General features: G+C 66.2%; 21 protein-coding genes. 15 read left to right on the forward strand and 6 right to left on the reverse strand.

The features are described 5' to 3' along the window. Positions 1-233: 233 nt before the first annotated feature. The 4 genes from WA965_RS05390 to WA965_RS05405 all read left to right on the forward strand — a co-directional run bounded on the left by WA965_RS05390 (position 234) and on the right by WA965_RS05405 (position 5,418). The gene (locus tag WA965_RS05390; protein ID WP_526294549.1) at positions 234-992 is read left to right on the forward strand and encodes an SDR family oxidoreductase; all 759 of its coding nucleotides are present in this window, start codon (positions 234-236) and stop codon (positions 990-992) included. A 27-nt stretch (positions 993-1,019) separates the two neighbouring features. Beyond that, positions 1,020-1,688, forward strand: a complete 669-nt coding sequence (locus WA965_RS05395) for a nitroreductase (protein WP_526294548.1) — start codon at positions 1,020-1,022, stop codon at positions 1,686-1,688. 95 nt (positions 1,689-1,783) lie between these two features. Continuing rightward, complete coding sequence (locus WA965_RS05400; protein WP_526294547.1) at positions 1,784-4,576, forward strand: helix-turn-helix transcriptional regulator; 2,793 nt, start codon at positions 1,784-1,786, stop codon at positions 4,574-4,576. A gap of 128 nt (positions 4,577-4,704) precedes the next feature. Then, the gene (locus WA965_RS05405; protein ID WP_526294546.1) at positions 4,705-5,418 is read left to right on the forward strand and encodes a sigma-70 family RNA polymerase sigma factor; all 714 of its coding nucleotides are present in this window, start codon (positions 4,705-4,707) and stop codon (positions 5,416-5,418) included. On the opposite strand, the gene WA965_RS05410 is transcribed toward WA965_RS05405, so the two are convergent. Both WA965_RS05410 and WA965_RS05415 read right to left on the reverse strand, forming a co-directional pair. Continuing rightward, a complete protein-coding gene (locus WA965_RS05410; protein WP_526294545.1) occupies positions 5,407-5,844 on the reverse strand; it encodes a type II toxin-antitoxin system VapC family toxin in 438 nt (145 codons plus the stop codon). The two genes, WA965_RS05405 and WA965_RS05410, sit on opposite strands and share 12 nt — an antisense overlap. Further along, positions 5,841-6,095: an antitoxin gene (locus WA965_RS05415; protein ID WP_526294544.1), complete on the reverse strand. Its 255-nt coding sequence runs from the start codon at positions 6,093-6,095 to the stop codon at positions 5,841-5,843. The genes WA965_RS05410 and WA965_RS05415 overlap by 4 nt, the downstream gene beginning before the upstream one ends. 132 nt (positions 6,096-6,227) lie before the next feature. Between WA965_RS05415 and WA965_RS05420 the strand changes: the two genes are divergently transcribed. Next, a complete protein-coding gene (locus WA965_RS05420; RefSeq protein ID WP_526294543.1) occupies positions 6,228-6,671 on the forward strand; it encodes a hypothetical protein in 444 nt (147 codons plus the stop codon). A 12-nt stretch (positions 6,672-6,683) separates the two neighbouring features. Here WA965_RS05420 and WA965_RS05425 read toward each other — a convergent pair whose 3' ends face one another. Beyond that, positions 6,684-7,661: a phytanoyl-CoA dioxygenase family protein gene (locus WA965_RS05425; RefSeq protein WP_526294542.1), complete on the reverse strand. Its 978-nt coding sequence runs from the start codon at positions 7,659-7,661 to the stop codon at positions 6,684-6,686. Next, positions 7,658-8,476: a class I SAM-dependent methyltransferase gene (locus WA965_RS05430; RefSeq protein WP_526294541.1), complete on the reverse strand. Its 819-nt coding sequence runs from the start codon at positions 8,474-8,476 to the stop codon at positions 7,658-7,660. Before WA965_RS05430 ends, WA965_RS05425 begins: the two co-directional genes overlap by 4 nt. Positions 8,477-8,586: 110 nt before the next feature. Here WA965_RS05430 and WA965_RS05435 point away from each other — a divergent pair, with 110 nt between their 5' ends. Further along, positions 8,587-9,435, forward strand: coding sequence for a methyltransferase (locus WA965_RS05435; RefSeq protein ID WP_526294663.1), 849 nt, complete (start codon positions 8,587-8,589; stop codon positions 9,433-9,435). Positions 9,436-9,490: 55 nt separating this feature from the next. Further along, positions 9,491-10,690, forward strand: a complete 1,200-nt coding sequence (locus tag WA965_RS05440) for an acyltransferase family protein (protein ID WP_526294540.1) — start codon at positions 9,491-9,493, stop codon at positions 10,688-10,690. On the opposite strand, the gene WA965_RS05445 is transcribed toward WA965_RS05440, so the two are convergent. Then, positions 10,650-11,273 (reverse strand): TetR/AcrR family transcriptional regulator, encoded by a 624-nt coding sequence (locus tag WA965_RS05445; protein ID WP_526294539.1) that lies wholly within the window; start codon positions 11,271-11,273, stop codon positions 10,650-10,652. The genes WA965_RS05440 and WA965_RS05445 overlap by 41 nt on opposite strands. A gap of 43 nt (positions 11,274-11,316) precedes the next feature. Here WA965_RS05445 and WA965_RS05450 point away from each other — a divergent pair, with 43 nt between their 5' ends. From WA965_RS05450 to WA965_RS05460, 3 genes are read left to right on the forward strand one after another with little or no spacing between them, the layout of a single operon-like run. After that, positions 11,317-12,444, forward strand: a complete 1,128-nt coding sequence (locus tag WA965_RS05450; RefSeq protein WP_526294661.1) for an Rv3169 family protein — start codon at positions 11,317-11,319, stop codon at positions 12,442-12,444. After that, the gene (locus WA965_RS05455) at positions 12,441-13,418 is read left to right on the forward strand and encodes a TIGR03617 family F420-dependent LLM class oxidoreductase (protein ID WP_526294538.1); all 978 of its coding nucleotides are present in this window, start codon (positions 12,441-12,443) and stop codon (positions 13,416-13,418) included. The genes WA965_RS05450 and WA965_RS05455 overlap by 4 nt, the downstream gene beginning before the upstream one ends. 2 nt (positions 13,419-13,420) lie before the next feature. Then, positions 13,421-15,817, forward strand: coding sequence for a PEP/pyruvate-binding domain-containing protein (locus tag WA965_RS05460; RefSeq protein ID WP_526294537.1), 2,397 nt, complete (start codon positions 13,421-13,423; stop codon positions 15,815-15,817). 76 nt (positions 15,818-15,893) lie between these two features. Here the strand turns inward: WA965_RS05460 and WA965_RS05465 are convergent, their stop codons facing one another. Continuing rightward, positions 15,894-16,079, reverse strand: coding sequence for a hypothetical protein (locus WA965_RS05465; RefSeq protein ID WP_526294536.1), 186 nt, complete (start codon positions 16,077-16,079; stop codon positions 15,894-15,896). A gap of 256 nt (positions 16,080-16,335) precedes the next feature. On the opposite strand from WA965_RS05465, the gene WA965_RS05470 reads away from it, so the two are divergent. From WA965_RS05470 to WA965_RS05490, 5 genes are all read left to right on the forward strand, one after another. Continuing rightward, positions 16,336-16,572 (forward strand): hypothetical protein, encoded by a 237-nt coding sequence (locus WA965_RS05470; protein WP_526294535.1) that lies wholly within the window; start codon positions 16,336-16,338, stop codon positions 16,570-16,572. 168 nt (positions 16,573-16,740) lie between these two features. Then, entirely contained in the window at positions 16,741-18,069 is a 1,329-nt protein-coding gene (locus tag WA965_RS05475) for an HNH endonuclease signature motif containing protein (protein WP_526294534.1), read from the forward strand. 192 nt (positions 18,070-18,261) lie between these two features. Next, positions 18,262-18,489 carry a hypothetical protein gene (locus tag WA965_RS05480; protein ID WP_526294533.1) on the forward strand — a complete coding sequence of 76 codons (228 nt, stop codon included), beginning with the start codon at positions 18,262-18,264 and terminating at the stop codon, positions 18,487-18,489. A gap of 359 nt (positions 18,490-18,848) precedes the next feature. Then, a complete protein-coding gene (locus tag WA965_RS05485; RefSeq protein ID WP_526294532.1) occupies positions 18,849-20,141 on the forward strand; it encodes a cation:proton antiporter in 1,293 nt (430 codons plus the stop codon). 92 nt (positions 20,142-20,233) lie between these two features. Further along, positions 20,234-22,003, forward strand: a complete 1,770-nt coding sequence (locus WA965_RS05490) for an NAD(P)/FAD-dependent oxidoreductase (protein ID WP_526294531.1) — start codon at positions 20,234-20,236, stop codon at positions 22,001-22,003. Positions 22,004-22,087 lie beyond the last annotated feature (84 nt).

A 22,087-nucleotide genomic window follows, 5' to 3' on the forward strand; every position in this document is an offset into this window, starting at 1 on the left:
CAGCCGAGCACTGGCCAGGCCGATCCCGGCGGTGCCGCCGGTGACAAGCGCTCGACGATTGTGTAGTTCCATGACAGTCCTCTCCTTGTTCATCTGCAGGAACCGCCAAGGGCCCGCTTGGTCATCCGGCAGTGACGACGGCCTCACGGGATGAATCGGCGACGGGCGCGGGGTTCTGGCGGTCGGAGGCGGTGATCACGCAGCCTCACATCAAGCGAACAGAAGAGGTCACCATGAGAATCGTTGTCATCGGCGGTACAGGTCGAATCGGATCGAAGGTGGTTCAGGGGCTGACCGAGCGGGGTCACGACGTCGTGGCTGCGGCACCGTCCACCGGTGTCAACGCCTTCACCGGCGAGGGATTGTCCTCCGTGCTGGTGGGGGCGCAGGTGGTCGTGGACGTCACCAACTCCCCGACCTTCGAGGAGGCAGCCGCTCAGGAGTTCTTCAACGTGTCGACCACCAATGTGCTTGCCGCGGAGGCTCAGGCCGGCGTCTCACACCATGTGGCGCTGTCGGTGGTCGGAACGGAGCTGCTGGCTCGCGAAAGTGGGTATTTCAAGGCGAAGTTGGCGCAGGAATCGCTGATCGCCACCGGTGGTGTCCCGTACACGATCGTGCGCGCGACCCAATTCTTCGATTTCCTCACCGTCATCGCGGATTCCGCGACCGTGGACAGCACGGTGCGGTTGCCGGATGCACTGATTCAGCCCATGGACACCACGGATGTCGCCGAAGCAGTGGCCATCGCTGCGGTGACCGAACCGGTCTACGGCATCACCGAGGTCGGCGGACCCGAACAGTTCCGACTCCCCGACTTGATCCGCACCGCGCTGACGGCGCGTGGCGACAGCCGCGAGGTGATCGCCGACCCCGCTGCACGGTACTGGGGCGTCGAGATCAGCGAGCGCACCCTGGTTCCCGGACCCGGGGCGACGTTGTTCGACATCCGCTTCGAGGACTGGATTCTCGAGAAAGCGGCCAGAAGCTGAGCGCACCATCGAACACGAAGGAACATCATGGACGTTTATGAGGCGGTCACCAGCCGCCGTGCGGTACGCGGGTTCACCGACGAGCCGGTGCCCGTGGAGATTCTGCAGCGTGTTCTCGCTGCCGCCGCGTGGGCGCCGTCGGGATCGAATCTGCAGCCGTGGCGCATCTACGTCGTGACCGGGCAACCGTTGGCGCGGCTGAAGAAGCGGGCGGTCGAACGTGTTGCCGCCGGCGATCCCTGGGATGAGCGCGAGTACGAAATGTACCCTGCCGCATTGGAACCGCCGTACAGCGACCGGCGCCGCGACTTCGCCGAACAACGCTATGGCGCCCTCGGCATCGTGCGCGACGACTGGGAAGCGCGGCACCGCGCATCGATCGGCAACTGGGACTGCTTCGGTGCGCCCGCGGCGCTGTTCTGCTACGTCGACCGCAGGCTGGGATTACCTCAGTGGGCCGACGTCGGTATGTACTTGCAGACCGTCATGCTGTTGCTTCGTGCCGAAGGATTGCACAGCTGTCCTCAGATGGCATGGTCGACCACCCGCGAGACCGTCGCAGAAACAGTCCAGCCGGCTGCGGGACTCACGTTGTTCTGCGGCATGTCCATCGGGTACGAGGACCTCACCGTCGGGTACGCCCGCACCGGCCGGGCGCCCTTGCCCGAGACGGTCACGTTCATCACGGACACCTAGACCGCGGGCGCGTCCTCTCGCTACCATCCATCCGGGCCGAGGCTTTGACCAGGCACACAGACGGTGGATCTCCCGAGTGGACGCGGTGGTGCAAAATGTCGAGCCGAGCTCGTGGACGAGCGCTGCACGGCCGGATCGCAGAGATCGCAGCGCTGCACGAGGTGACGTCCACCGTGCGAACGGGCAGGCCGCACGTACTGGTGCTGCGCGGTGAGGCGGGTGTCGGCAAGACGGCTCTGCTCGGGTACCTGCTGGACCGGGCCGAGGGCTTGCGCACCGTCCAGGTATCCGGCGTCGAGTCCGATATGGAGATGGCATACGCGGGCCTGTACCAGTTGTGTGCCCCACTGTTGGGGCACCTCGATGACCTGCCACCCCCGCAGCGTGACGCCCTCGCGGTCGCCTTCGGAACGGGTGTCGGCCCCGCGCCCGAACGCTTCCTCGTCGGATTGGCGGTACTGAGCCTGCTCGCGGCAGCCGTGAGAGATCAGCCGCTGCTGTGTGTCATCGACGACGCCCATTGGCTGGACCAGGTATCGGTGCAGACGCTGAGCTTCGTCGCGCGCCGGTTGATGGCCGAACCGGTGGCAATGGTGTTCGCCGCACGCACCGAGGGTGCCGAGGTGCTGACAGGGCTGCCCGAACTGCCCGTCCGCGGTCTGTCGCCCACAGACGCGCGAAACCTGTTGGAGCATTTGATGATCGGCGGGATCGACCCGGGTGTCAGAGATCGAGTGGTCGCCGAAACGCGAGGCAACCCGCTGGCATTGCTCGAAGTGCCGCGGGCGTACTCCGCGGCGGAACTCGCCGGCGGATTCTGGACTGTCGACGCGCAGGCCTCGCCGAGTCGGATCGAGGAGAGTTATGTCCAGCGGATCCAGGCGCTACCGGACGAGACCCGTCGACTACTCCTGATCGCCGCTGCCGAACCCGTGGGCGATTCCGCACTGTTCTTGCGTGCTGCCGCGATGCTCGGTATCGCCGTGGACGCGCTGGCCCCCGCGGAAGCGGCGGGTGTGATCGAATTCGGCCCCCGGATGCGCTTCTATCACCCGCTGATGCGTTCGGCCGCCTACCGTGCCGCCGACCTGGCCGATCGCCGGGCGATCCACGGGGCTCTCGCCGCCGCCACCGATGCCGCCTCCGATCCGGACCGCCGGGCGTGGCACGCATCCAATTCCGTGGCCGGTACCGACGACTCAGTGGCCGCCGAACTGGAGGCATCGGCAAGCCGGGCGCAGGGCCGGGGTGGAATCGCCGCGGCCGCCAGCTTCCTCGAGCGTGCGGCTGTGCTCACCGCCGATCCCGCGCTTCGGGGAAGCCGGGCTCTGGCTGCTGCTCAGGCCAAGCGCGACTCCGCAGCGACCGCGACGGCCTACGAACTGTTGACCATCGCCGAGTCCACGCCGCTGTCAGAACTCCAGCGCGCCCGCGCTGCCCGTCTGCGTGCCCAGATGCAGTTCGAGAGCAGCCGGGCGGGGGAGAGCGGGGCGCCGTCGGTCGGGGAAACCGCACCGGCGTTACTCGAGGCCGCCGAGCGGTTGGAGGACGTCGACGACTTCGCCTCTCGTGAGACCTACCTCGAGGCGTTTGCCGCGCTGATGTACGCCGGCCGGCTGGGGGAGCCCGGCGCGCTCCTCGACGCCGCCGAAGCGGCGCGCTCCGCCATGGCACGCACATCGGAGTTGCCCCGCGCGGTGGACCTGTACTTCCGCGGGATGACCGAGCGGATCACCGGCGGGGTCGGTGCGGTCCAGCACCTGCGCACTGCACTCGACGCGATGCGCGAGCTCGCATCGGCTGATCCGGGTCAGCTTCTGCGGTGGCTTGTGCCTGCGTTCCCGATCCTGCAGGAATCCGCGGCCCACGAGTTGTGGGACGAAACGCTCGTCGATGCACTGTCGGCAGCGGTGGTACAGCAGGCCAGGGCCGCGGGCGCCTTGGCCGGCCTCCCGCAGGCGCTGGTGTACCGGGCCGGAGTGCATCTGTTGTTCGGCGAATTCTCCGCCACAGCAACGCTGATCGCTGAAGCGCAGGCCATCACGGCGGCGACCGCGCACACCGGACCGGTGAGGTACCACGCACTGGCGGTGTGCGCGTGGCGGGGGGATGCCGTGGAGGCCGTCCGCATGATCAACGCGGCCGCCGCCGATGCCGCCGCGCGCGGCGAAGGGCGCTTGATCGGGTTGACCGGATATGCGACCGCGGTGCTGTACAACGGTCTGGGCCGTTACCGGGAAGCTTTCGCCGCCGCGCGCGATGCCTGCGAGTACGAGGATCTCGGTTTCTACAGTTGGTGTCTGCACGAGTTGGTGGAAGCCGCCGTGCACACCGGGGAACTGGACACCGCACGGTGGGCGATCAGCCACATCGAGGGGCGCGCCGGTTCCAGCGGAACCCCCTGGGGTCTCGGCGCGATGGCCAGTGCCAGGGCCCTACTGGCCGACAACGAAGACGCCGACCGGTTGTTCAACGAGGCACTCGACCATCTGAGCCGATCGCGAGTGGTGGTGCACCGCGCGCGGACGCACCTCGCATACGGCGAGTGGTTGAGGCGCATGAACCGCCGCGGTGATGCTCGCCGTCACCTCAACGACGCCCACGGGCTGTTCGTGCAGATGGGCGCCGAAGCCTATGCCGAACGGGCCCGCAAAGAGTTGATCGCGGTCGGCGAAAAGGTCCGAAAGCAGCCGCTGAGCTCGGGTGACGAGCTGACGGCGCAGGAGGCGCAGATCTCACAGTTGGCCGCCGACGGCCTGACCAATCACGAGATCGGTGCCCAGTTGTTCATCAGCGTGCACACCGTCGAATGGCATCTGCGGAAAGTGTTCGTCAAGCTGGGCATCACTTCGCGCAGGCAACTGCGCACCGTCACGTGGTCAGGCTGACACCACTGACCATGGGGACTACGGACCATTGACCACTGGTGACCAAGGGTCCCCCCAGCGTTGTATGCCGACAGTCTGATTTCGACGGCCCATCCGGGTTCGCAGCGAAATCAACCGGAGGTACTCCCGTGAACGCCATCGCCCATGACGTCGCCCCCAATGACGCCGAACTCACAGCCCGGTTCACCGCGGACGTCTGGCCACTGGTCGACGTCCTGCACAGGGGAGCCCGACGGCTCACCCGCAACGACGCCGACGCCGAGGATCTACTGCAGGAAACGCTGATCCACGCCTACAAGGGATTCGGCAACTTCAACGAGGGCAGCAACCTCAAGGCATGGCTGTTCCGGATCCAGCACAACCAGTGGATCAACGCCTACCGGTGGAAGGAGCGCCGTCCCGCGGAGGTGCTCTCCGAGGAGATCACCGATCGTGAACTGGCCGGCTACGGCGCACACCTGTCCACCGGACTGCGCTCCGCCGAGGCGGAGGTGCTGGATGCGTTGCCCGACAGCGACGTCCGCGACGCGATGGGCCAGCTCTCCGAAGGCTTCCGGATGGTCCTGTACTACGCCGACGTCGAGGGATACACCTACGCGGAGACCGCGGCACTGATGGACATCCCGATCGGCACCGTGATGTCGCGGGTGTCGAGGGCACGCACGCAGCTTCGTGGCGCCCTGGCCGACACCACGTCTGCCCGCGGCCGTTCCGGGTGCCGTCCCGCCGTGGCTCGTCACCGACGGCCGCAGAGTAACCCGGCGACCCGCCGCGCCACAGTCGGGACATGCAGCGCGCGGTGTGCGCCCCGTGACATCAGCGCGCAGAGCTCAGCCGAGTAGCGACTCCGGCACGTCCCGCTGCACGCCTTTGAATCTGTCGAAGTCGTTGTCGTAGCTGATGATACGAGCACGGTGTTCGAGCGCAAGTGCCGCTAGGTGGGCATCGTTGACGAGGTTGCCCCCTGCCCCGACTGTCGACAGTAGGCCGGACAGGAGGTCGGCGTGCCGGGCGGTCGGGTGGACGATCACGGCACCCGGTGCCGAGCACCATTCGGTGATCTGCGCCATGGCATCGTCGGGACTCATCGGTGACGGGAACAGGCCGTGCTTTGTGGCGAGGCGGGCGAAAGCCAGCATAGGTACCCACGCGAGTCCGACGACGTCTCTACCCGACAGGGCACCATCTAGCCATCGTCGGCATGCGTCGTGGTGGTCCGAAGACGAGTTTACGGCGTAGAGAAGCACATTCGCGTCGACGATTCTCATGCGCCCTGACGCAACCGGCGGACGAGTTCGTCGTCCTCGAGTTCAGCGGCAAGTTGCAGGGCGCGATCCAAACTCACTGACGGCACCCCGAGATCAGCGGTTCGGGTGACGAATGCGGCCGGCGCCGGCCGGCGGTCAGCGCTCTCGCGGATGGCGTTGTTCAGCGCTTCCTTGAAGGAAAGGCCCTCCTCGGACATTCGTCGCTTGATCACCGCCAACGTGTCGTCGTCAAGTGTCACGGTAGTGCGCATCGTGACAGCATAGCATCACATACCATGACAGCATGCTGTCATCACGGGTCAGCCTTGCGGATAGATCAGTAGAGCTCGCCCCTTCGACACTGCGTCGCTAACACTGCTGTGGCCGCCGTCGATAACACAGGCATGACCCGACTCCGTGTTGCCGGCGCGCTCATGGTCGCGATGGCTGCGCCCTGGTGGGGGATGGCAACAGCCCAGGCAGAGACGTTCGCGCAACTCGAGCGAGTGCCGGTGGTGGCGTCCCCGACGTGCGCCGGCACGGTCAGCGCCGAGGCCCAGGTCACGCCGGTGCAGGTCGACGAAACCCGTGTCGAGGGCGGTGTCCGCGTGGCGATCCACTACGACGCCGGCATCTACGACGGTTCCTGCGCGCTGACCGTGACCGCGACCTGGGCGAACCTCGACACCGGGGCCTCCGGCAGCCGCGACATCACCGCGGTGTCGACGATCGACGGGCACTACGGCTTCGTCGGCTACGCGAACACCACGTTCGAAACGGGTGACGGCACGGTCGTCGTCACCGTCACTTCCCATCCGGGCGCCGAGATGCGGATCACCGCGCTCTGAGCTGTTGCCCGGTCAGGCCGTCGGCCGCGTCAGCAGAGGGTTCCGAGGGCTCGCCACGATCTGGCCCGGCTCGACGCCGGGGATGAATTTGCGCCAGTCACCGCTGACCATGGTCGGGCTGGGTACCACCCGGGTGCCGTCGGCGAAGTACGTGGTGGCCAGTACGACGCGGTCGGCGGTCGTCCGGTTCGGCCCGGCGGTGTGGAAGCAGCTGGCCGCGTGGAAGCTGACCTCGCCCACCGCGAACGGCCCGTCCTCGACCTGAACGGCATGTGCGCGAAAGATTTCCGACACCCCGCGGTCGTAGGACGTGCCGTGCTTGTCGAATTCCAGACCTGCGACCAACTCTCCGACCTCGGTGCCCCGGGCGAAGGCCAGCGGCCCCATCTCGCGCGGGGTGGGCTGCAGCGGGATCCAGGCCGTCAGCACGTCGGGGGAGTCCAGCGGAAAGTGATGGGCGTCGTGGTGCCACGGGGTGCGTCCCGCGCCGGGTTGCTTCGACAGTGCGTTGTCGTGGTACACCCGCACCTGATCCGCGTCGAGCAGGGCCGCTCCGATGCCGCCGATGCGCGGCGACAGGACCGCTGCGCGAATCAGGTCGTCATCCAGCCACATCATCTCGCGACTCTGAAAACCGACTGCGGGATCGACTGCGTCATCGAGCAATTCGCGCAAGCGGGACCGCAGCCGCTCCACGGTGCCGGGGGTCAACACGCCGGGCAACTTGATGAACGCGTCAGCCTGGAACTGCCGGATGTGGGCGTCGGTGATCGGGTACGGGTCGGCGAGTTCCGCGGCGACCTCGTCGTCGGACGGCAGCGGACCCGGATCGTGCGGCGGAGGATCGACAAGGGGGCCGTCGGGCACAGGGCCGTCGGCCAGAGACATGTACCAGTCCCACCACTGGTCGTTGCCGCGATCCCACTCGACGGCAACGTGGGACGCAGTGCCCGCAGCGGTGGACTCGGACAGGTGCGGATTGCGAATCATGGCTGCTGCCAGGTGATCAGGTGCGCTTCGTGCTGAAACGCATAGGCGCCGTCGGTGTCCCGGCAGTCGGCCAGGTACTGCCCGAGCACGTCGCTGGCCTCCATCTGATCCAGCGATACCGCGTCGTCGAACGCGCAGCGCTGCAGGAACCCCTCGGCGACCGCGCGATCCGACGTCCCCGTGCGGTAGTGCAGCACCTGGACCTCGATCGGCGCGCCTGCCGCACGAAGGGCGGACGCAACACCCTCGGCGTCGGTGTAGGGAGTGGCGTCGGGCGCGAACGAGGCGCGGTAGGCGTCGTAGAAGGTCAGGTAGTGCGACCGCGACGAGGCGTGGGCGACGGCTCCGAACCCGCCGGGACGGAGGGCGCCGACCATCCTGGCGACGCCGGTGCCCAACTCGGCAGGAGGCAGCGCGTACAGCGCATGCGTGGCCCAGGCGACGTCGTATCCGGTGCCGACGAAGTCCTGCAGGAACACCTCGTGCTCACCCGCGGCGACGAACGGTGGCGCGAGCGCCTGCCGCGCCTCGGCGATGCTGAAGGCGGAGGGATCGAGCAGATCGACCTCGACGACGGGTTGCGCGGGCAGTCCCCCAGCGAGCAGTGCCGCCGGGAACTTCCCGCTCCCGCACGCCACGTCGAGCAGTCGCACCGAACCGTCGACGGCGTGCTCGGCCAGGTCGGCGTCCCACTGCCGGGCGGCGGCGAGTTGCCGGTAGTCCTCCGTGGCCAGCGCATAAAAGGCCTGCATCTCCGATCGGCCGGCTTCGCTCCAGTGGTCCAGGCTGCGCTGGGCGGTATCGGATCGGCTCATCGCTCAACCCAACCACGGATCCCGAGGGCCGATTCTTACGCAACGGTGTCGGCTTACTCCCAAAAGCCGTATGCAGGCAATTTCGGGGCACACTGGCGTCAGTGACAGTGATGGGTCCGCCCCTGGCCCTCGAAGGACTGAGGGAGCAGATGCTCGACCGGCCGGACCTGCCGGCATTGACACCCGAGCGGTACGCGCACACCCACGCCCTGTACGAGGCGGCCAGCGATCAGCGGCCGCGACTGCAGTCCTGGCTGGCCACCGCGCTGCCCCCGATGCTTGCGCAGAGCGATCCGGTACGGGTCGTCGGCGTCGGCGTGGGTGACGGCAGTGTTGATGCGCCGCTGGCAGCCGCGCTCACCGCGGGCGGACGACGCGTGCGCTACACCGGGGTCGAACCGCACGCACCGTCGGCGGCGGATTTTGCCGCGAGGCTGACCGCAGTGGACGCGGGGACGCTGACGCCGACCGTCGTCATCGGAGAGTTCGCCGACCACGAGGGCGGTCAGCCTGCCGATCTGGTGCACTTCGTCCATTCGCTCTACTACGTCGCCGACCTGTCGGCGGCGTTGGATCACGCACTGAGCATGGTCAAGCCCGGTGGTCTGCTGCTGGCCGCGATCGCGCCGCTCGAGCCGCTGTGCGTGCTGACCGAGATGCTGTGCCCGTGGGCCGGGCTGAAACCGTGGTTCGCCGAGGACGTCCGGTCCGAACTCGGGCTTCGCGGGCTGTCTCCGCGCACCGAGACCCTGGTCGGACACCTCGATGCCCGCGATGCGCTCAGTGATCCGCTCGGACGCGGCGAGGCGGTGCTGGACTTCCTCATCGGTGCTCGTTCGCGAGCGCTACGACCCGACGCCCGCGGGCGGCTACTCGACTACCTGCACGACATCTCGTTGGCCGGCCGCCCCGGCATCCTGCCCCACCCCGTCGATCTCCTGCTCACTCGGGTTCCCTGACGCGAGTCTGCGCCGCGTCCACGCCTGACGCCTGACGTACCGTCGAGTGCCGGAGGTGGACGGGAGGGTGCAGGTGTGGCGGCGTGACACTGCCTCCCAGGGCGTAACCAAGCTGGACCGACTTGTTGCGGCGACTCCGGACTCGCGTGATCGGGTGGTCGACGCCACCCGCGCGGTGTGCATCGTGGTGGTCGTGCTGTGGCACTGGACGTTGTCAGTGACCCATCGCACCGCCGACGGCAGCTTGGCGATGCCCAATCCGATCCACGTGGTGCCGGGCAGCTGGGCCGCGACCTGGGTGCTGCAGGTGATGCCGCTGTTCTTCGTGGTCGGCGGGTACGCCAATCTGGCGGCTTTCGAGCGGGCTCGGGCGCTGGGAACCACAGCCGGACAGTTCGTCGGCGACCGGCTGCGCCGAGTGCTCTGGCCCACCGCTGCGTGGGCCGTCGTCTGGCTGGGAAGCGAAATCTTCGCGGCAGCTCTCGTGGCTGAGCACCGTTCGATGTGGCAGTGGTTTCCCGGCTATCTCATTCCGCTGTGGTTTGTCGGTGTCTACACGGTGCTGATCGTGCTGGTACCGGCTACCGCAATGCTGCACGCGCGCGCCGGCAAGTCGGTGCTGGCCTTGCTGGTGGCGCTGATCGTCGGCGGGATGGCCCTGGATCGCGGCGCCGGCCTGGAATGGGCCGGATGGGTCACCGCAGCGCTGGTGTGGTTGTTCTGTCACCAACTCGGCTACGCGTGGCGCAGTTGGCAACTCGGGCGGTGGCCGCTGATCTCCCGCGTGGCGGTTGCCGGAGCGGGGCTGACCGCGCTGATGGGATTGATGGCCGCAGGTTTCCCTCGGTCGATGGTGGCCACCGTGGGAGCCGCCGAATCGAACATCTTCCCGACCAACGCCGCCATCGCGGCGTTGGCGGTGTTCCAGCTGGGGCTGCTCATTCTCATCACGCCGGCCGCAGAGCGGCTGCTACGACGGCCCGCGTGGTGGAAGCCGGTGGTGGCTCTCAATGCGGTCGCGATGACGGTGTTCGTCTGGCACATGACCGCCTACCTGGCGGTGGTGTGGCTCTACGAGCGGACGGGGGCCACGTTGCCGGCCGAGCCGAGCGGCGCTTGGTGGGCACAGCGTGGGCTGTGGCTCGTCGCCCCGCTCGTGGTCCTGGTCGTGTTGATCGCCGTATTCGCCCGCGTGGAGTTCGCCGCCCGGCGTCCTAACGAGAACCGCGCGCCATCGAGGTCCACCCGGAGCTGATCAGGGTGGTGAGGTCGTCCACCCATGCCGCGTCCAGCGGGGCATCGTGGCGCACGATGATGCGGAAGATCGCGCTGCCGACAACGACTTCCGCGAGCAACGGCAGGGTGCCATCGTCGCTCGGCAGGCCGGGCGTCCGGTCGATCCGGGTCCGGAAGCTGGCCAGGCTTTCGGCGAAACGAGACGTCATTCTGCTGTGCACGTCCGGATCAGCGACGGTGTCGGCGATCAACGCGGGAAGAGCGATGCGGACCTCGGGCCGGTCGAACATGGTGCGCGTCGCCTCCACCAGTGCACGGATGTCCTCCACGACGTCACCGGACGCACTGGGCATGGCCGTGACCTCAGCGGGCAGTATCGCCTCGTGAACGAGTTGCGCCTTGCCCGACCAGCGTCGGTAGATGGCGGCGGTGGTGGTGCCGGCGCGAGTTGCGATCGCAGACAGCGACAGCGCCGGATAGCCCGTCTCCAGTAACAGTTCGCGGGTGGCTTGAATGATCGCTCTGTCGATCTTGCTGTCGCGCGGTCGCCCCGCTGACGTTCGGACTGGCCCCTTGTCTTCCACGGACCGATCTGTTCTCATAATTACAATATAGCTCGCATCGTATCGTTATGGGAGAGTGTCTGTGTTCTTGAGTCCGCTGGACGAGTACCCGATCCATCAGGCGCCGGTGCCGATCAGCGCCCCGGTGACCTCGGATCGCAACTTCTACGATCGGTCGTACTTCAATGTCCTTGACCGCGAGGGCCGCTTCATGGCGCTGACCGGTATCGGGTACTACCCCCGGCTGGGCGTCAAGGACGCCTACATGGTCATCCGGCGAGGAGACACTCAGACCGCCGTCCGTTTCAGCGACGCGATAGACGGAGACCGTCTCCATCAGAACGTGAACGGATATCGACTCGACGTCGTCGAGCCTTTGCAGGAACTGCATCTGACCGTCGCGGAAACCGAGGGTGTGTCGGCCGATCTGAGGTGGCGTGGCCTGTTCTCCTCTGCTCTGGAGCATCCGCATCAGATGCACTCGGAACGACGGGTGACGTTGCAGGCGTGCCGTTTTGCCCAGCTGGGTACCTGGGAGGGCTGGATCGACGTCGATGGGGACCGCCTGAATGTCGATCCGTCCACCTCAGTGAGCAGTCGCGACCGCTCTTGGGGTATCCGTCCCGTCGGTGAGGCAGAGCCGGCAGGCCGGCCCGACACCGCCTTCGGCGGAATGTGGTGGCTGTATCTACCGCTGGCGTTCGATGACCACCAGCTCTTCCTGATCATTCAGGAGGACCCCGACGGCCATCGCAGCCTCTACGACTGCACCCGACGTTGGCGAGACGGCAGGGTCGAACAGCTCGACGGCGTGCGGGCGACCATCCACTACACGCCCGGGACCAGGATCCCCTACGGCGCGCACATCGAGATGATGACGCGATCCGGGAGCCGGCTGCAGCTCGACGTCGAATCGAAGCTGTTCGCGCCCATCGCCTTTGGGTCCGGATACGGCGGCGACTCCTCGTGGATGCACGGTACGTGGAAGGGCGGGCCGTTCTCTGAACGCGTCTCCTACGATCTGACCGATCCCGAGGTTCTCGCGCGAGCACCTTTCAGCCTGATCGACCACGTCGGTCACGCCGTCTGCACCGAGTCCGACGGCAGCACACAGCAGGGCGTCGGACTGTTCGAGCATGCCGTCATCGGGCCGCACCATCCATCGGGTTTCGCCGACTGGACCGACGTCCCGTCGGAGGCGACATCGTGAAGGTCATGACGGCCTTGTTCGGCCCCACAGATGCGGTCGAACGGGCGGCGCTCCTTCGGGAAGCGGGAGCTTCCGGGGTGTTCACGTTCGAGGGCCCACGGGAGGTCTTCACTCCGCTGGTTCTGGCGTCGACCGTCAGGGGCCTGGACCTGATGACCAATGTGGCTATCGCGTTTCCGCGCAACCCGATACAGCTGGCCCACGAGGCAAACGATCTGCAGGAGATCTCCGAGGGGCGTTTCATTCTCGGCCTCGGCACCCAGATCCGCGCGCAGATCGAGAAGCGCTATGGTGCGGAGTTCGACCGCCCGGTGGGGCGGATCAAAGAAATGGTCGGCGCGCTGCGGGCGATCTTCGCAGCCTGGAACGACGGCGAGCGACTCGACTTCCGTGGCGAGTTCTACCGGCACACACTGATGACGCCGACGTTCAATCCGGGCCCGAATCCCTATGGGCCGCCGCCGATCTACCTCGGAGCGCTGGGTCCGCAGATGACCCGGGCAACCGCCGAAGTCGCCGACGGACTACTCGTGATGCCATTCGGGTCGAAGAAGTTCCTGCACGAGAAGACCATGCCTGCGGTCCGCGCGGGACTGGCGGCTGCAGGACGAGACGCCGGCGATTTGGCGGTGGTGCCCGAGATCATCGTGTCGGTGGGTGAGGATCACACGTCGACCCGGATGCTGCTGGCGTTCTACGGCTCCACACCTGCCTACCGTCCGGTGCTGGACGCGCATGGCTGGGGCGACCTGCAGCCCGAACTCAACGCCATGTCCAAGCAGGGACGGTGGCAGGAAATGGCCACACTGATCGACGACGAGGTGCTCCACACGATCGCCGCCTGCGGCACCCCGGCCGAGGTGGCCGCGCACATCCGAGACCGAGTGGACGGCGTATCGGACCGCATCTGCCTCTATCAACCCGGGCCGATCGCCGTGGACGCGCTGGCTGAGATCATCGACGCGTTGGGCTGACGATGCAGACCACACCGATCGAGTTCGCCGAGGTCGTCGACGACCGGTACGGCGGAAAGGCGCTGGGGCTGGCCGAGTTGACGCGGCTCGGGCTCTCCGTCCCCACGGGTTTCGTGATCGCGGAAGCCACTCCGATGCCGCTCCCTGACGCGGTCACGGACCGCTTCACCAAGGTGCAGTCGCCGGTCGCCGTCAGATCCTCGGCTACCGGAGAGGATGGCGCCGAGCAGTCGTTCGCCGGGCAGTACGACACCGTGCTCGGTGTCGATTCGCTGGAGGGCTTTGTAGCCGCCGTGCAGCAATGCGTCGACTCTGCCGGGTCCGAACGCGCCTCCTCCTACGCCGGCCAGGATGACGGGGGCGCCGCCACTGCCGCGATGCATGTGGTCGTCCAACAGATGGTCGACGCGCGTGCCGCCGGAGTGGTGTTCACCGCCGACCCGACGACCGGTCGGCGGGATCTGATGGTGATCGATGCCATCGCTGGACTGGGCGAGGCGCTCGTCGACGGATCCGCAGTCTCCGACCACCTCGTGCTGACGTCTGACGGCACCCAGGCCGTGTGCGAGGTCGGTGACGTCCCTGTGCTGTCCGACGCGGACGTCGACAGCATCCGTGCCGGAGCACTCGTAGCCGCGCAACACTGGCGCAGGCCGATGGACCTCGAATGGGCGATCGACCAGGCCGGGAAACTGTGGTGGTTGCAGGCCCGGCCGATCACCACACTGCCCGGGGATCTCAACGAGATGGACACCCCGGTGGCCGGACCCAGGCATGTCTACACCCGGTGCAACATCGGCGAGATGATGCCGGGGGCATTCTGTCCGCTCACCGCGTCGGTATCGGGACATGCGATCGACTACGCGATGCAGATGACGCAGGTGGTGGCGCGGGCGCAGGAACGCTACGACCGACAGTGGCTGCAAGTCGGTTACTTCTACGGGCACATGTTCCTGAACATGACCGAAGGGACGGCGCTGAGTTCGGGGATTCTCGGAAATTCGTTGGAGCAGTTCTCCATGTCGATCTGCGGTCGGGTGATAGACGAGCTCGAGGCCAAGCCCCCCAAACCCTTTGTGCCCAAACTGATCAACACGGTGCGGCTCACCTCGCATGCGCTGTCCGCCGGGCCGGCGATCCGGCGGCTCGGCGAACGGATTGCCGGGTTCCCCATCCCCACCAGTCGCAACGCCGAACATGTGCTGCAGCAACTCGAGTCCGGCGTCGACCTGTATTGCTATGTCACGCTGGTCCACGTGCGGTCCTCGTCACGAGCCGCGGTCGGCGCGAACGTGCTGGAGAGCTACTTGGTTCGCAGCGCGGTCAAGAACGGTCGCGACGAGAGCGAGGGCCAGGCGGAGGCCGCCCGGCTCATGGCGGGTGCTGCTGACGTCGAGAGTGCTGTCATGGTCGACGAACTGTATGCGGTCGTGCGGGAGATCGCCGCCGACGACACCACCGCGGAGCTGTTCCTCGCTGCCGCACCGCAGGATGCGCTGGCCCGCTTGCGGAACACCGGCGGTGCCGGCGCAGACGCGCTGCGGCAGTTTCTGATTCGACACGGACACCGCGGATACCGCGAACTGTGCATGCGTGACCCCGCATGGGCCGAGGACGCCGAGGGACTCGGATCGATGATGCAGGTCATGTTGCAGTCGGTGCGCGATTCCACCGGGGAGCGTCCGACTCGCACACGTGTGGAAGCGCCCGGTTCGAGGACGGTGAGGCTGCTTGCGCGACTCGCCCAGGGGGGAGCACGCGGGCGGGAGGAAACCAAGTCGAAGATGGCCCTGATGGCGCACCGACTCAAGCTCGGATACCGCCATCTGGGTGACGTGCTGGCCGACGCCGGGCGCCTCCCCGATGCCGATCTGGTCTTCTTCTTCGACCGCTCGGAACTGCCTCGGGTGGTGGGTGATGGTGATATCGCAGACCTCGTGCAGTCTGCGCAGCAGCGCCGCGATGCGCTCGATTTCCAGCAGTCACTGGAATTCGAGGACGTCTCCGTCGGACGGCCCGCACCCATCATTGCCCGACCCGCCGGGACGGTCACCGATGACCAGATCCTGGGCCGACCGGCGAGCCGGGGGATAGCGGAAGGCACTGTACGCGTGGCGAAGTCGATCCAGGATGCGCGGCGAGTGCAGCGTGGCGAGATTCTGGTCGCACCCGTCACCGATGTGGGCTGGACACCGTACTTCACCGTGATCGCCGCACTGGTCACCGACATCGGTAGCTCGGTCTCGCACGGGGCGGTGGTGGCGCGGGAGTACGGGCTCCCCTGCGTCGTCAACACGCTGGTGGCCACCCAGGTGCTCAAGACAGGCGATCGCGTCAGGGTCGACGGCGACCGAGGGCTGATCACTCGACTGGCACCGGTCAGTGGTGGAGACCGCTAGATGGACCGGATGGATGCCGCCGGCCAAGCGAGCTGGCACCGCAGGACGAGCGGCGACGCCCTAGCAGCTGCAACCGTCAGATGTTCTCGAGTTTCTTCGCGGCGACCGCGTTGAGCTCCTCGGAGCTGGCGCTGAGAAGGTCCTTGGACTCGCGGGAGTCCTCGTCGGCGAGGACCTCGAACGGACCGATGGCGACGCCGTCGTAACCCTGTTCCACCACGCTCGCCGCGGTGACCTTCGGCATGTCCAGATGCGCCGCCATCGCCGTAGCTCATCACGGCAGTGTCCTGGGGCATCGACCGCTTCGGGGATGGCCCCGAGCAGGCTCGTCAACGCGTGATGTTGGCTACCGCCGGTGTGTTCCACAGTGGTGGTCAGCAGAGCTGATCGCTGGGCACGAAGTGTAGCCACGGCCGCCGTGGCGTCGATGGAATCATCTCCCCGGATCTGCTGTTAGACGGGACATCGGTGGAACTTCCACCCGCGAAGCAGATTTGAAGAGGGACGAGGCGATCTTGATGAAGAAGAACATGGGACTGGCTGGCATTGTCGGCGCCGCGTTGTTCGCAACCGTGATCGGTGTTGCCGGTCCTGCCCAGGCGGACAGGAATGGTTATGGGTTCAACGGGGGCGACGACGACTACGGCTACGGATACAACTTCGGCTCGAGGCGTGATCGCAGCAACAACCCCTGGCTGGATCAGCTTTACCCGTCAGTGAGGGTGCCGCAGGTTGACACCTCCGTGCGCAACTGATCGTCAGTCGTGAGACGAGGGCGTCCGCATTTGCGGGCGCCCTCAATACATCGGACTGGCACCCAGGTAGTCGCGACAGGCGATCGCGTCAGGGTCGACGGTGACCGGGGGCTGGTCGCTCGAGTCGGCTGACCCTCGCTTGTCGGACCTGTCTGTGATGATGGTGTCATGTCCTCGGCTGCACCGTGTTTCATCCCCAGCCCGCCCCGGGGGGCGCGGCTGGAGGTGTTGTTCGAGGAACTGTCCGAGCTGGCCGGGCAACGCAATGCGATCGACGGGCGCATCGTCGATATCGTCGCCGAGATCGACCGCGACGGGCTGTGGGCGACTACCGGCGCCAAAACGGTGAGCGCGCTGGTGGCCTGGAAACTGGGCACCACCCCGCACAACGCCGAGACCCTGGTCACCGTCGCCGAACGGGTCGAGCAGTTCCCGCGCTGCCTCGACGCGCTCCGGGAGGGTCGGTTCTCCCTCGATCAGGTCGGGGTCATCGCCGAACGCGCCGCCGACGGCTCCGACGACCACTACGCGGTGCTGACCGAAAGTGCCACGGTCTCCCAGCTGCGGATCGCGACCAAGGCCGAACCGCGCCCCGAACCCGACCCCCCACCGGAACCCGAAGCCGATTCTGAGTTCGATTGTGAGCCCGAACCGCAGCGCCCGCCCGAACCCGAACGGTCGATCAGCAAAACCAGCGACGACACCTACACCTACTGGCGGATCAAAGTGCCGCACGCCGAAGCGGCGACCGTCGACGCCGCGCTGGGCTCGCAGCTCGACGGGTTGGTCGCCGACTGGAAAGCCGCCCACGGATCGAGTGGCGACGACACCGGCGAACCCGTCTCCGAGCAGGCGGCGCCGTTCCCGAGCACGATCGATGCATTTATGAGTCTGGTCGAGGCCGGCTGGGACGCCGAGGTGGCCCGCCGCCCGCACGGGCAGCGCACCACCGCGGTGATCCACGTCGACGCCGACTCTCATGTCGCCGCCCTGCACCTGGGGCCGCTGCTGTCTGAGGAGGACCGCCGATTCCTGCTGTGCGATGCGACCTGCGAGGTCTGGTTCGAACGCCACGTCCAGGTGATTGGTGCCGGGCGGGCCACCCGCACGGTGAACCGGCGGTTGCGTCGGGCGCTGGAACACCGCGACCGCTGCTGCGTGGTCCCTGGGTGCGGGGCGACCCGCGGTCTGCATGCCCACCACCTGCGGCATTGGGAGGACGGCGGTCTCACCGAACTGTGCAACCCGGCGTTGGTCTGCCCGTACCATCACCGCGCCCATCACCGCGGCCTGATCACCATCACCGGACCCGCCGACCGCCTGGTCGTCACCGACCACACCGGTCAACCACTGACCAACCGCTCGCTGGCCCGACCACCCACCACACCCCCACCAGCGGTGAACCCCTACCCCGGACCGACCGGCGAACGCGCCCAATGGAAGTGGTACCACCCCTACCAACCCGAGCCACCACCAGCCACCGACATAGCCAGTTAGTTCATTGGCCTAGTCGGCCTTGGCTTGTGCTCGGCGAGCCTCATGCAGCCGGGCGCGGATGTCGTCGGGGGTGTAGGCATTGCGACGCCGCTGATCGCGTGGACGGAATCAATGCCCTTGATCGCCTGTTACACGCGGTGTCGCTGGAGTTTCACCCGTCGGCGTAGCGGTAAGAGGGAAGAGGCGAGTTCGATGAAGAAATTCGGATTGGTAGGCGTTGTAGCCGGAGCATTGTCCGTGGCCGTGATCGGGTTCTCCGCTCCGGCGCAGGCTGACGACAACGGTTACGTGTTCGGTGGCAACAACAGTGACTACGGTTTCGGATATGGATACGGTCGTGATCACCGCAACAACCCCTGGCTGGACAAGATCTACCCGTCGGTGAAGGTGCCGCAGGTCGACACATCCGTGCGCAACTGATCAGCCAGGATTCAGAATCGATTGTGCGCCAGCGTAGAACGTCGGGAGAGCGGAGCCAGGCTGAGCAGCGTCGCTGACGTCGTCGCAGAACAGCACGCGTGCGGCGCCCGATCCCTGCGTCTGTTGTAGATCGCGCACTTTGATTCGCGTTCCGCTCGCTTGGGTGGGGCCCGCTCCGGCCGGGTAGCGCTAGCCCCCACACGTTCCTCAGTCGGAGCCAGTAGAAGTGCGCCCCTGACCCAAGCGTCATCAAATGACCACCCTCGGGGTGCGCGGCTTCACCGCGCTGCCGGTTACATTACGAGCGTGCCGCAGCCCGAACGATTTCCACGATCATGCTGACGCGTGAAGCCTGATCCATGCCCGCAGAGATAGCCGTTCAGTTCTTCCTCGCGCTGGCCGTCATCCTCGGGACGTGCCGGCTTGCCGGGCTGGCCGCGCAACGCGTCGGTCAACCACAAGTCGTCGGCGAGATGATCGCCGGCGTCGTTCTCGGGCCCTCCCTGCTGGGGCGGATAGCGCCTGACCTGCAGGATGCGCTGTTCCCGTCGGGCGCGTCGAACGTGGTGCTCTACACCACGGCGCAGATCGGCCTGGTGCTCTACATGTTCATCATCGGACTCAACTTCGACGTCGGCCACATCAAACAGCGCGCAGGTATCACGGTTGCCGTCTCGGCGGCAGGAACCTTCGCGCCGATGGCTCTAGGGGCGCTCGTGGCCGTGCCGATGCTGTCGGGCGGGGACTTCTTCGGCCCGGACGTCCCCCTCATTCTGGCGATGTTGTTCCTCGGCGCAGCCATCGCCATCACCGCGTTTCCCATGCTCGCTCGGATCATCTTCGAAAAAGGCCTCAGCGGAACACCTCTGGGCACCCTTGCGCTGGCGTGTGGCGCCAGCGGCGACGCCATCGCCTGGTGTGTTCTGGCCGTCGTGTTGGCCGTGCACCAAGGTAGTCCGGCAACGGCGGTCACCGCGATCGGCGGCGGCCTTGTCTACACCCTGCTGCTGCTGACGATCGGACGGCGCGCTCTAGGTGCTCTCGACAGAATGTCCGAAGATCGCAGGGTCATTCCGCCGTCGGTGTTGAGCGCGGTCCTGATGTTGCTCATGGTGTGCGCCTGGTACACGGAGACCATCGGAATCCACGCGATCTTCGGTGCATTCCTCCTGGGCGTCGCCATGCCATCCGGTTTCTTCGCCACACGCCTCACCGACACCATCGAACCGGTCACCACGACGTTCCTGTTGCCGTTGTTCTTCGTCTACTCGGGCCTCAACACACAAATCGGTTTGGTGAATACCCCGGCACTCTGGGCCGCCACTGCGGGCTTACTCGTCGTCGCGATCGCGGGAAAGGGAATCGCGTGCACCGTAGCGGCCCGGTTGAGCAAATTACCGATGCGCGAATCCGTCGCGCTCGGCGCATTGATGAATGCGCGCGGTCTGATCGAACTGATCCTGTTGAATATCGGGCTTCAAGCGGGCATCATCACTCCGACACTTTTCACCATTCTGGTGCTGGTGGCCATTGTCACCACGCTGATGGCTTCACCGATATTCGAATTTTTCTACGGCCGCCACCGAGTGCCGGCGAACCCGTCGCCGGGAAGCGACGGCGGGACGTCCTCCAGCGGCCCGCCACCTCGGTGAACCCCCCTTTTCACCGCTGGCAGGGACCTCGCCGCGTGTAACGTTGCCCTCGCTGCGACACTCCTCCAGCCCATCTCCGGAAAGGGAAGCGCATGGACACGCGAGTGCAACTTTCGCAACTGAACGCCGAGGCGCGAGAGGCATTGGCCCGCAGAATCCGGAGCCAGCTCGCGGCAACCGAGACACCGGAGATGAATCACGAGGTCGTGATCGTCGGGGGCGGTGCGGCGGCTCTCACCCTCGCTCTCGAGCTCCGCAGTGAGCGACCCAGCACCAGGATCCTGATCATCGAACCGATCGCTCATCCGGTGCCGGAAGTCACCCACACGGTCGGAGAATCGACTGTCGAAGTATCGGCGCACTACTTCCGGGAGCGGCTCGGTTTGGGCGATCACTTGAGCACGTCACAGATTCGTAAGATGGGCTTGCGGATGTTCTTTTCACACGACGGAAACACCGATATCGCACAGCGAATGGAAATCGGCGGTTCGCGCTTCGTTCCCCAGCCGACCTATCAAATTGATCGCGGCAGACTGGAGAACGAACTCACTCGCCGCTGCATTTCCGGCGGCGTGGAGATAGCGACCGGTCGGGTGCGGTCAGTGGAATTCGGTAGCGGAAAAGAGCCGCACACCATTTCTTTCCAGAACGGTGACAAACTCACGCAAACGACGGCGCGGTGGGTGGTCGATGCGTCAGGCCGGAACCGCGTGCTGCCCCGGCAGTTGGACCTCAAGCGCGCCAACGAGCACCACTGCAACGCGGCGTGGCTGCGTGTTGCCACGGAGATCGACATCGGTCGATGGAGTGATGACCCCACATGGCAGCAGCGCCTCGTCGAGGGCGAACGTGCGATGTCCACCAACCATCTGATGGGCGACGGTTACTGGGTGTGGTTGATCCGATTGGCCTCTGGCGCCACCAGCGTCGGTATCGTCGCCGATCCGGCGGTGCACCCGTTCGACACATTCAACACACCCGACACCTTCAAGGCATGGCTTCGGGAGCACGAACCGCAATGTGCTGCAGTGCTGGCCGAGCACGACCACCTGATCAGGGACTTCCGGGTCATGAAGAAGTACAGCCACGGCGTGACGAAGATATTCGACGGCAACGACCGATGGTGCCTGACCGGCGACGCCGGAGTTTTCCTGGACCCGCTGTATTCCTCCGGACTGGACCTTGTGGCGATCGGCAATGGCCTGATCACAGACATGATCACCCGCGATCTCGACGGCGAGGAAGTCGTCGCACGATCGCAGATCAGCGACACGCTGTTCCGCTCGCTCACCGACATGTGGCTCGCCATCTACCAGGACCAGTACAGGCTGATGGGCGCCCCGACGGTGATGTCGGCGAAGGTCGTCTGGGACATCGCGTTCTACTGGGGGTTCGTCGGGCTGCTCTACATGAATGACCGATTCGCGCGCGTCGCCGACGACCCCGAGTTCGTCCCCCACCTGGAAGGGCTCATCGCACTGAGCAATCGGGTCCAGAAGTTCTTCCGGCAGTGGGCGGCAGTGGAGGAGGGGCCTTCTTCGGTTCCTTTCCTCGACTTGTATGCGCCACTGAATTTCATGGAGACGCTGCACATCGCGATGATGAAACCGACTCCGAACTTCAACGAGGTGTTCGAGACCAATGCGCAGCTGCTCCGCCAGCTCGCGGGTCAACTCGTCGAAACGGTGCTCGCCGAAAAATCCTCGATGTTCGGAGACGACGACGTCATGCGGCAGGTTCAGGCGTGGCAGCAGGATTCGCTGCTGCGCGAGATGCGTTCGGTCTATCGCCGTGAGCAGGAGATCAATCCCGTCAGCGACGGCTGGATCATCACCACCGCGCCGGCGCTGCAGCCGAGTTGACACCGACTCACCCGCGACGGCATCGATCGACGAACAAAGAACGGACTGCAGCCGGTGATCAACCCCGGTTGTGAGGGTAGAGGA

Source organism: Mycobacterium sp. (assembly GCF_049683935.1).
In the GTDB taxonomy this organism is placed as follows: domain Bacteria; phylum Actinomycetota; class Actinomycetes; order Mycobacteriales; family Mycobacteriaceae; genus Mycobacterium.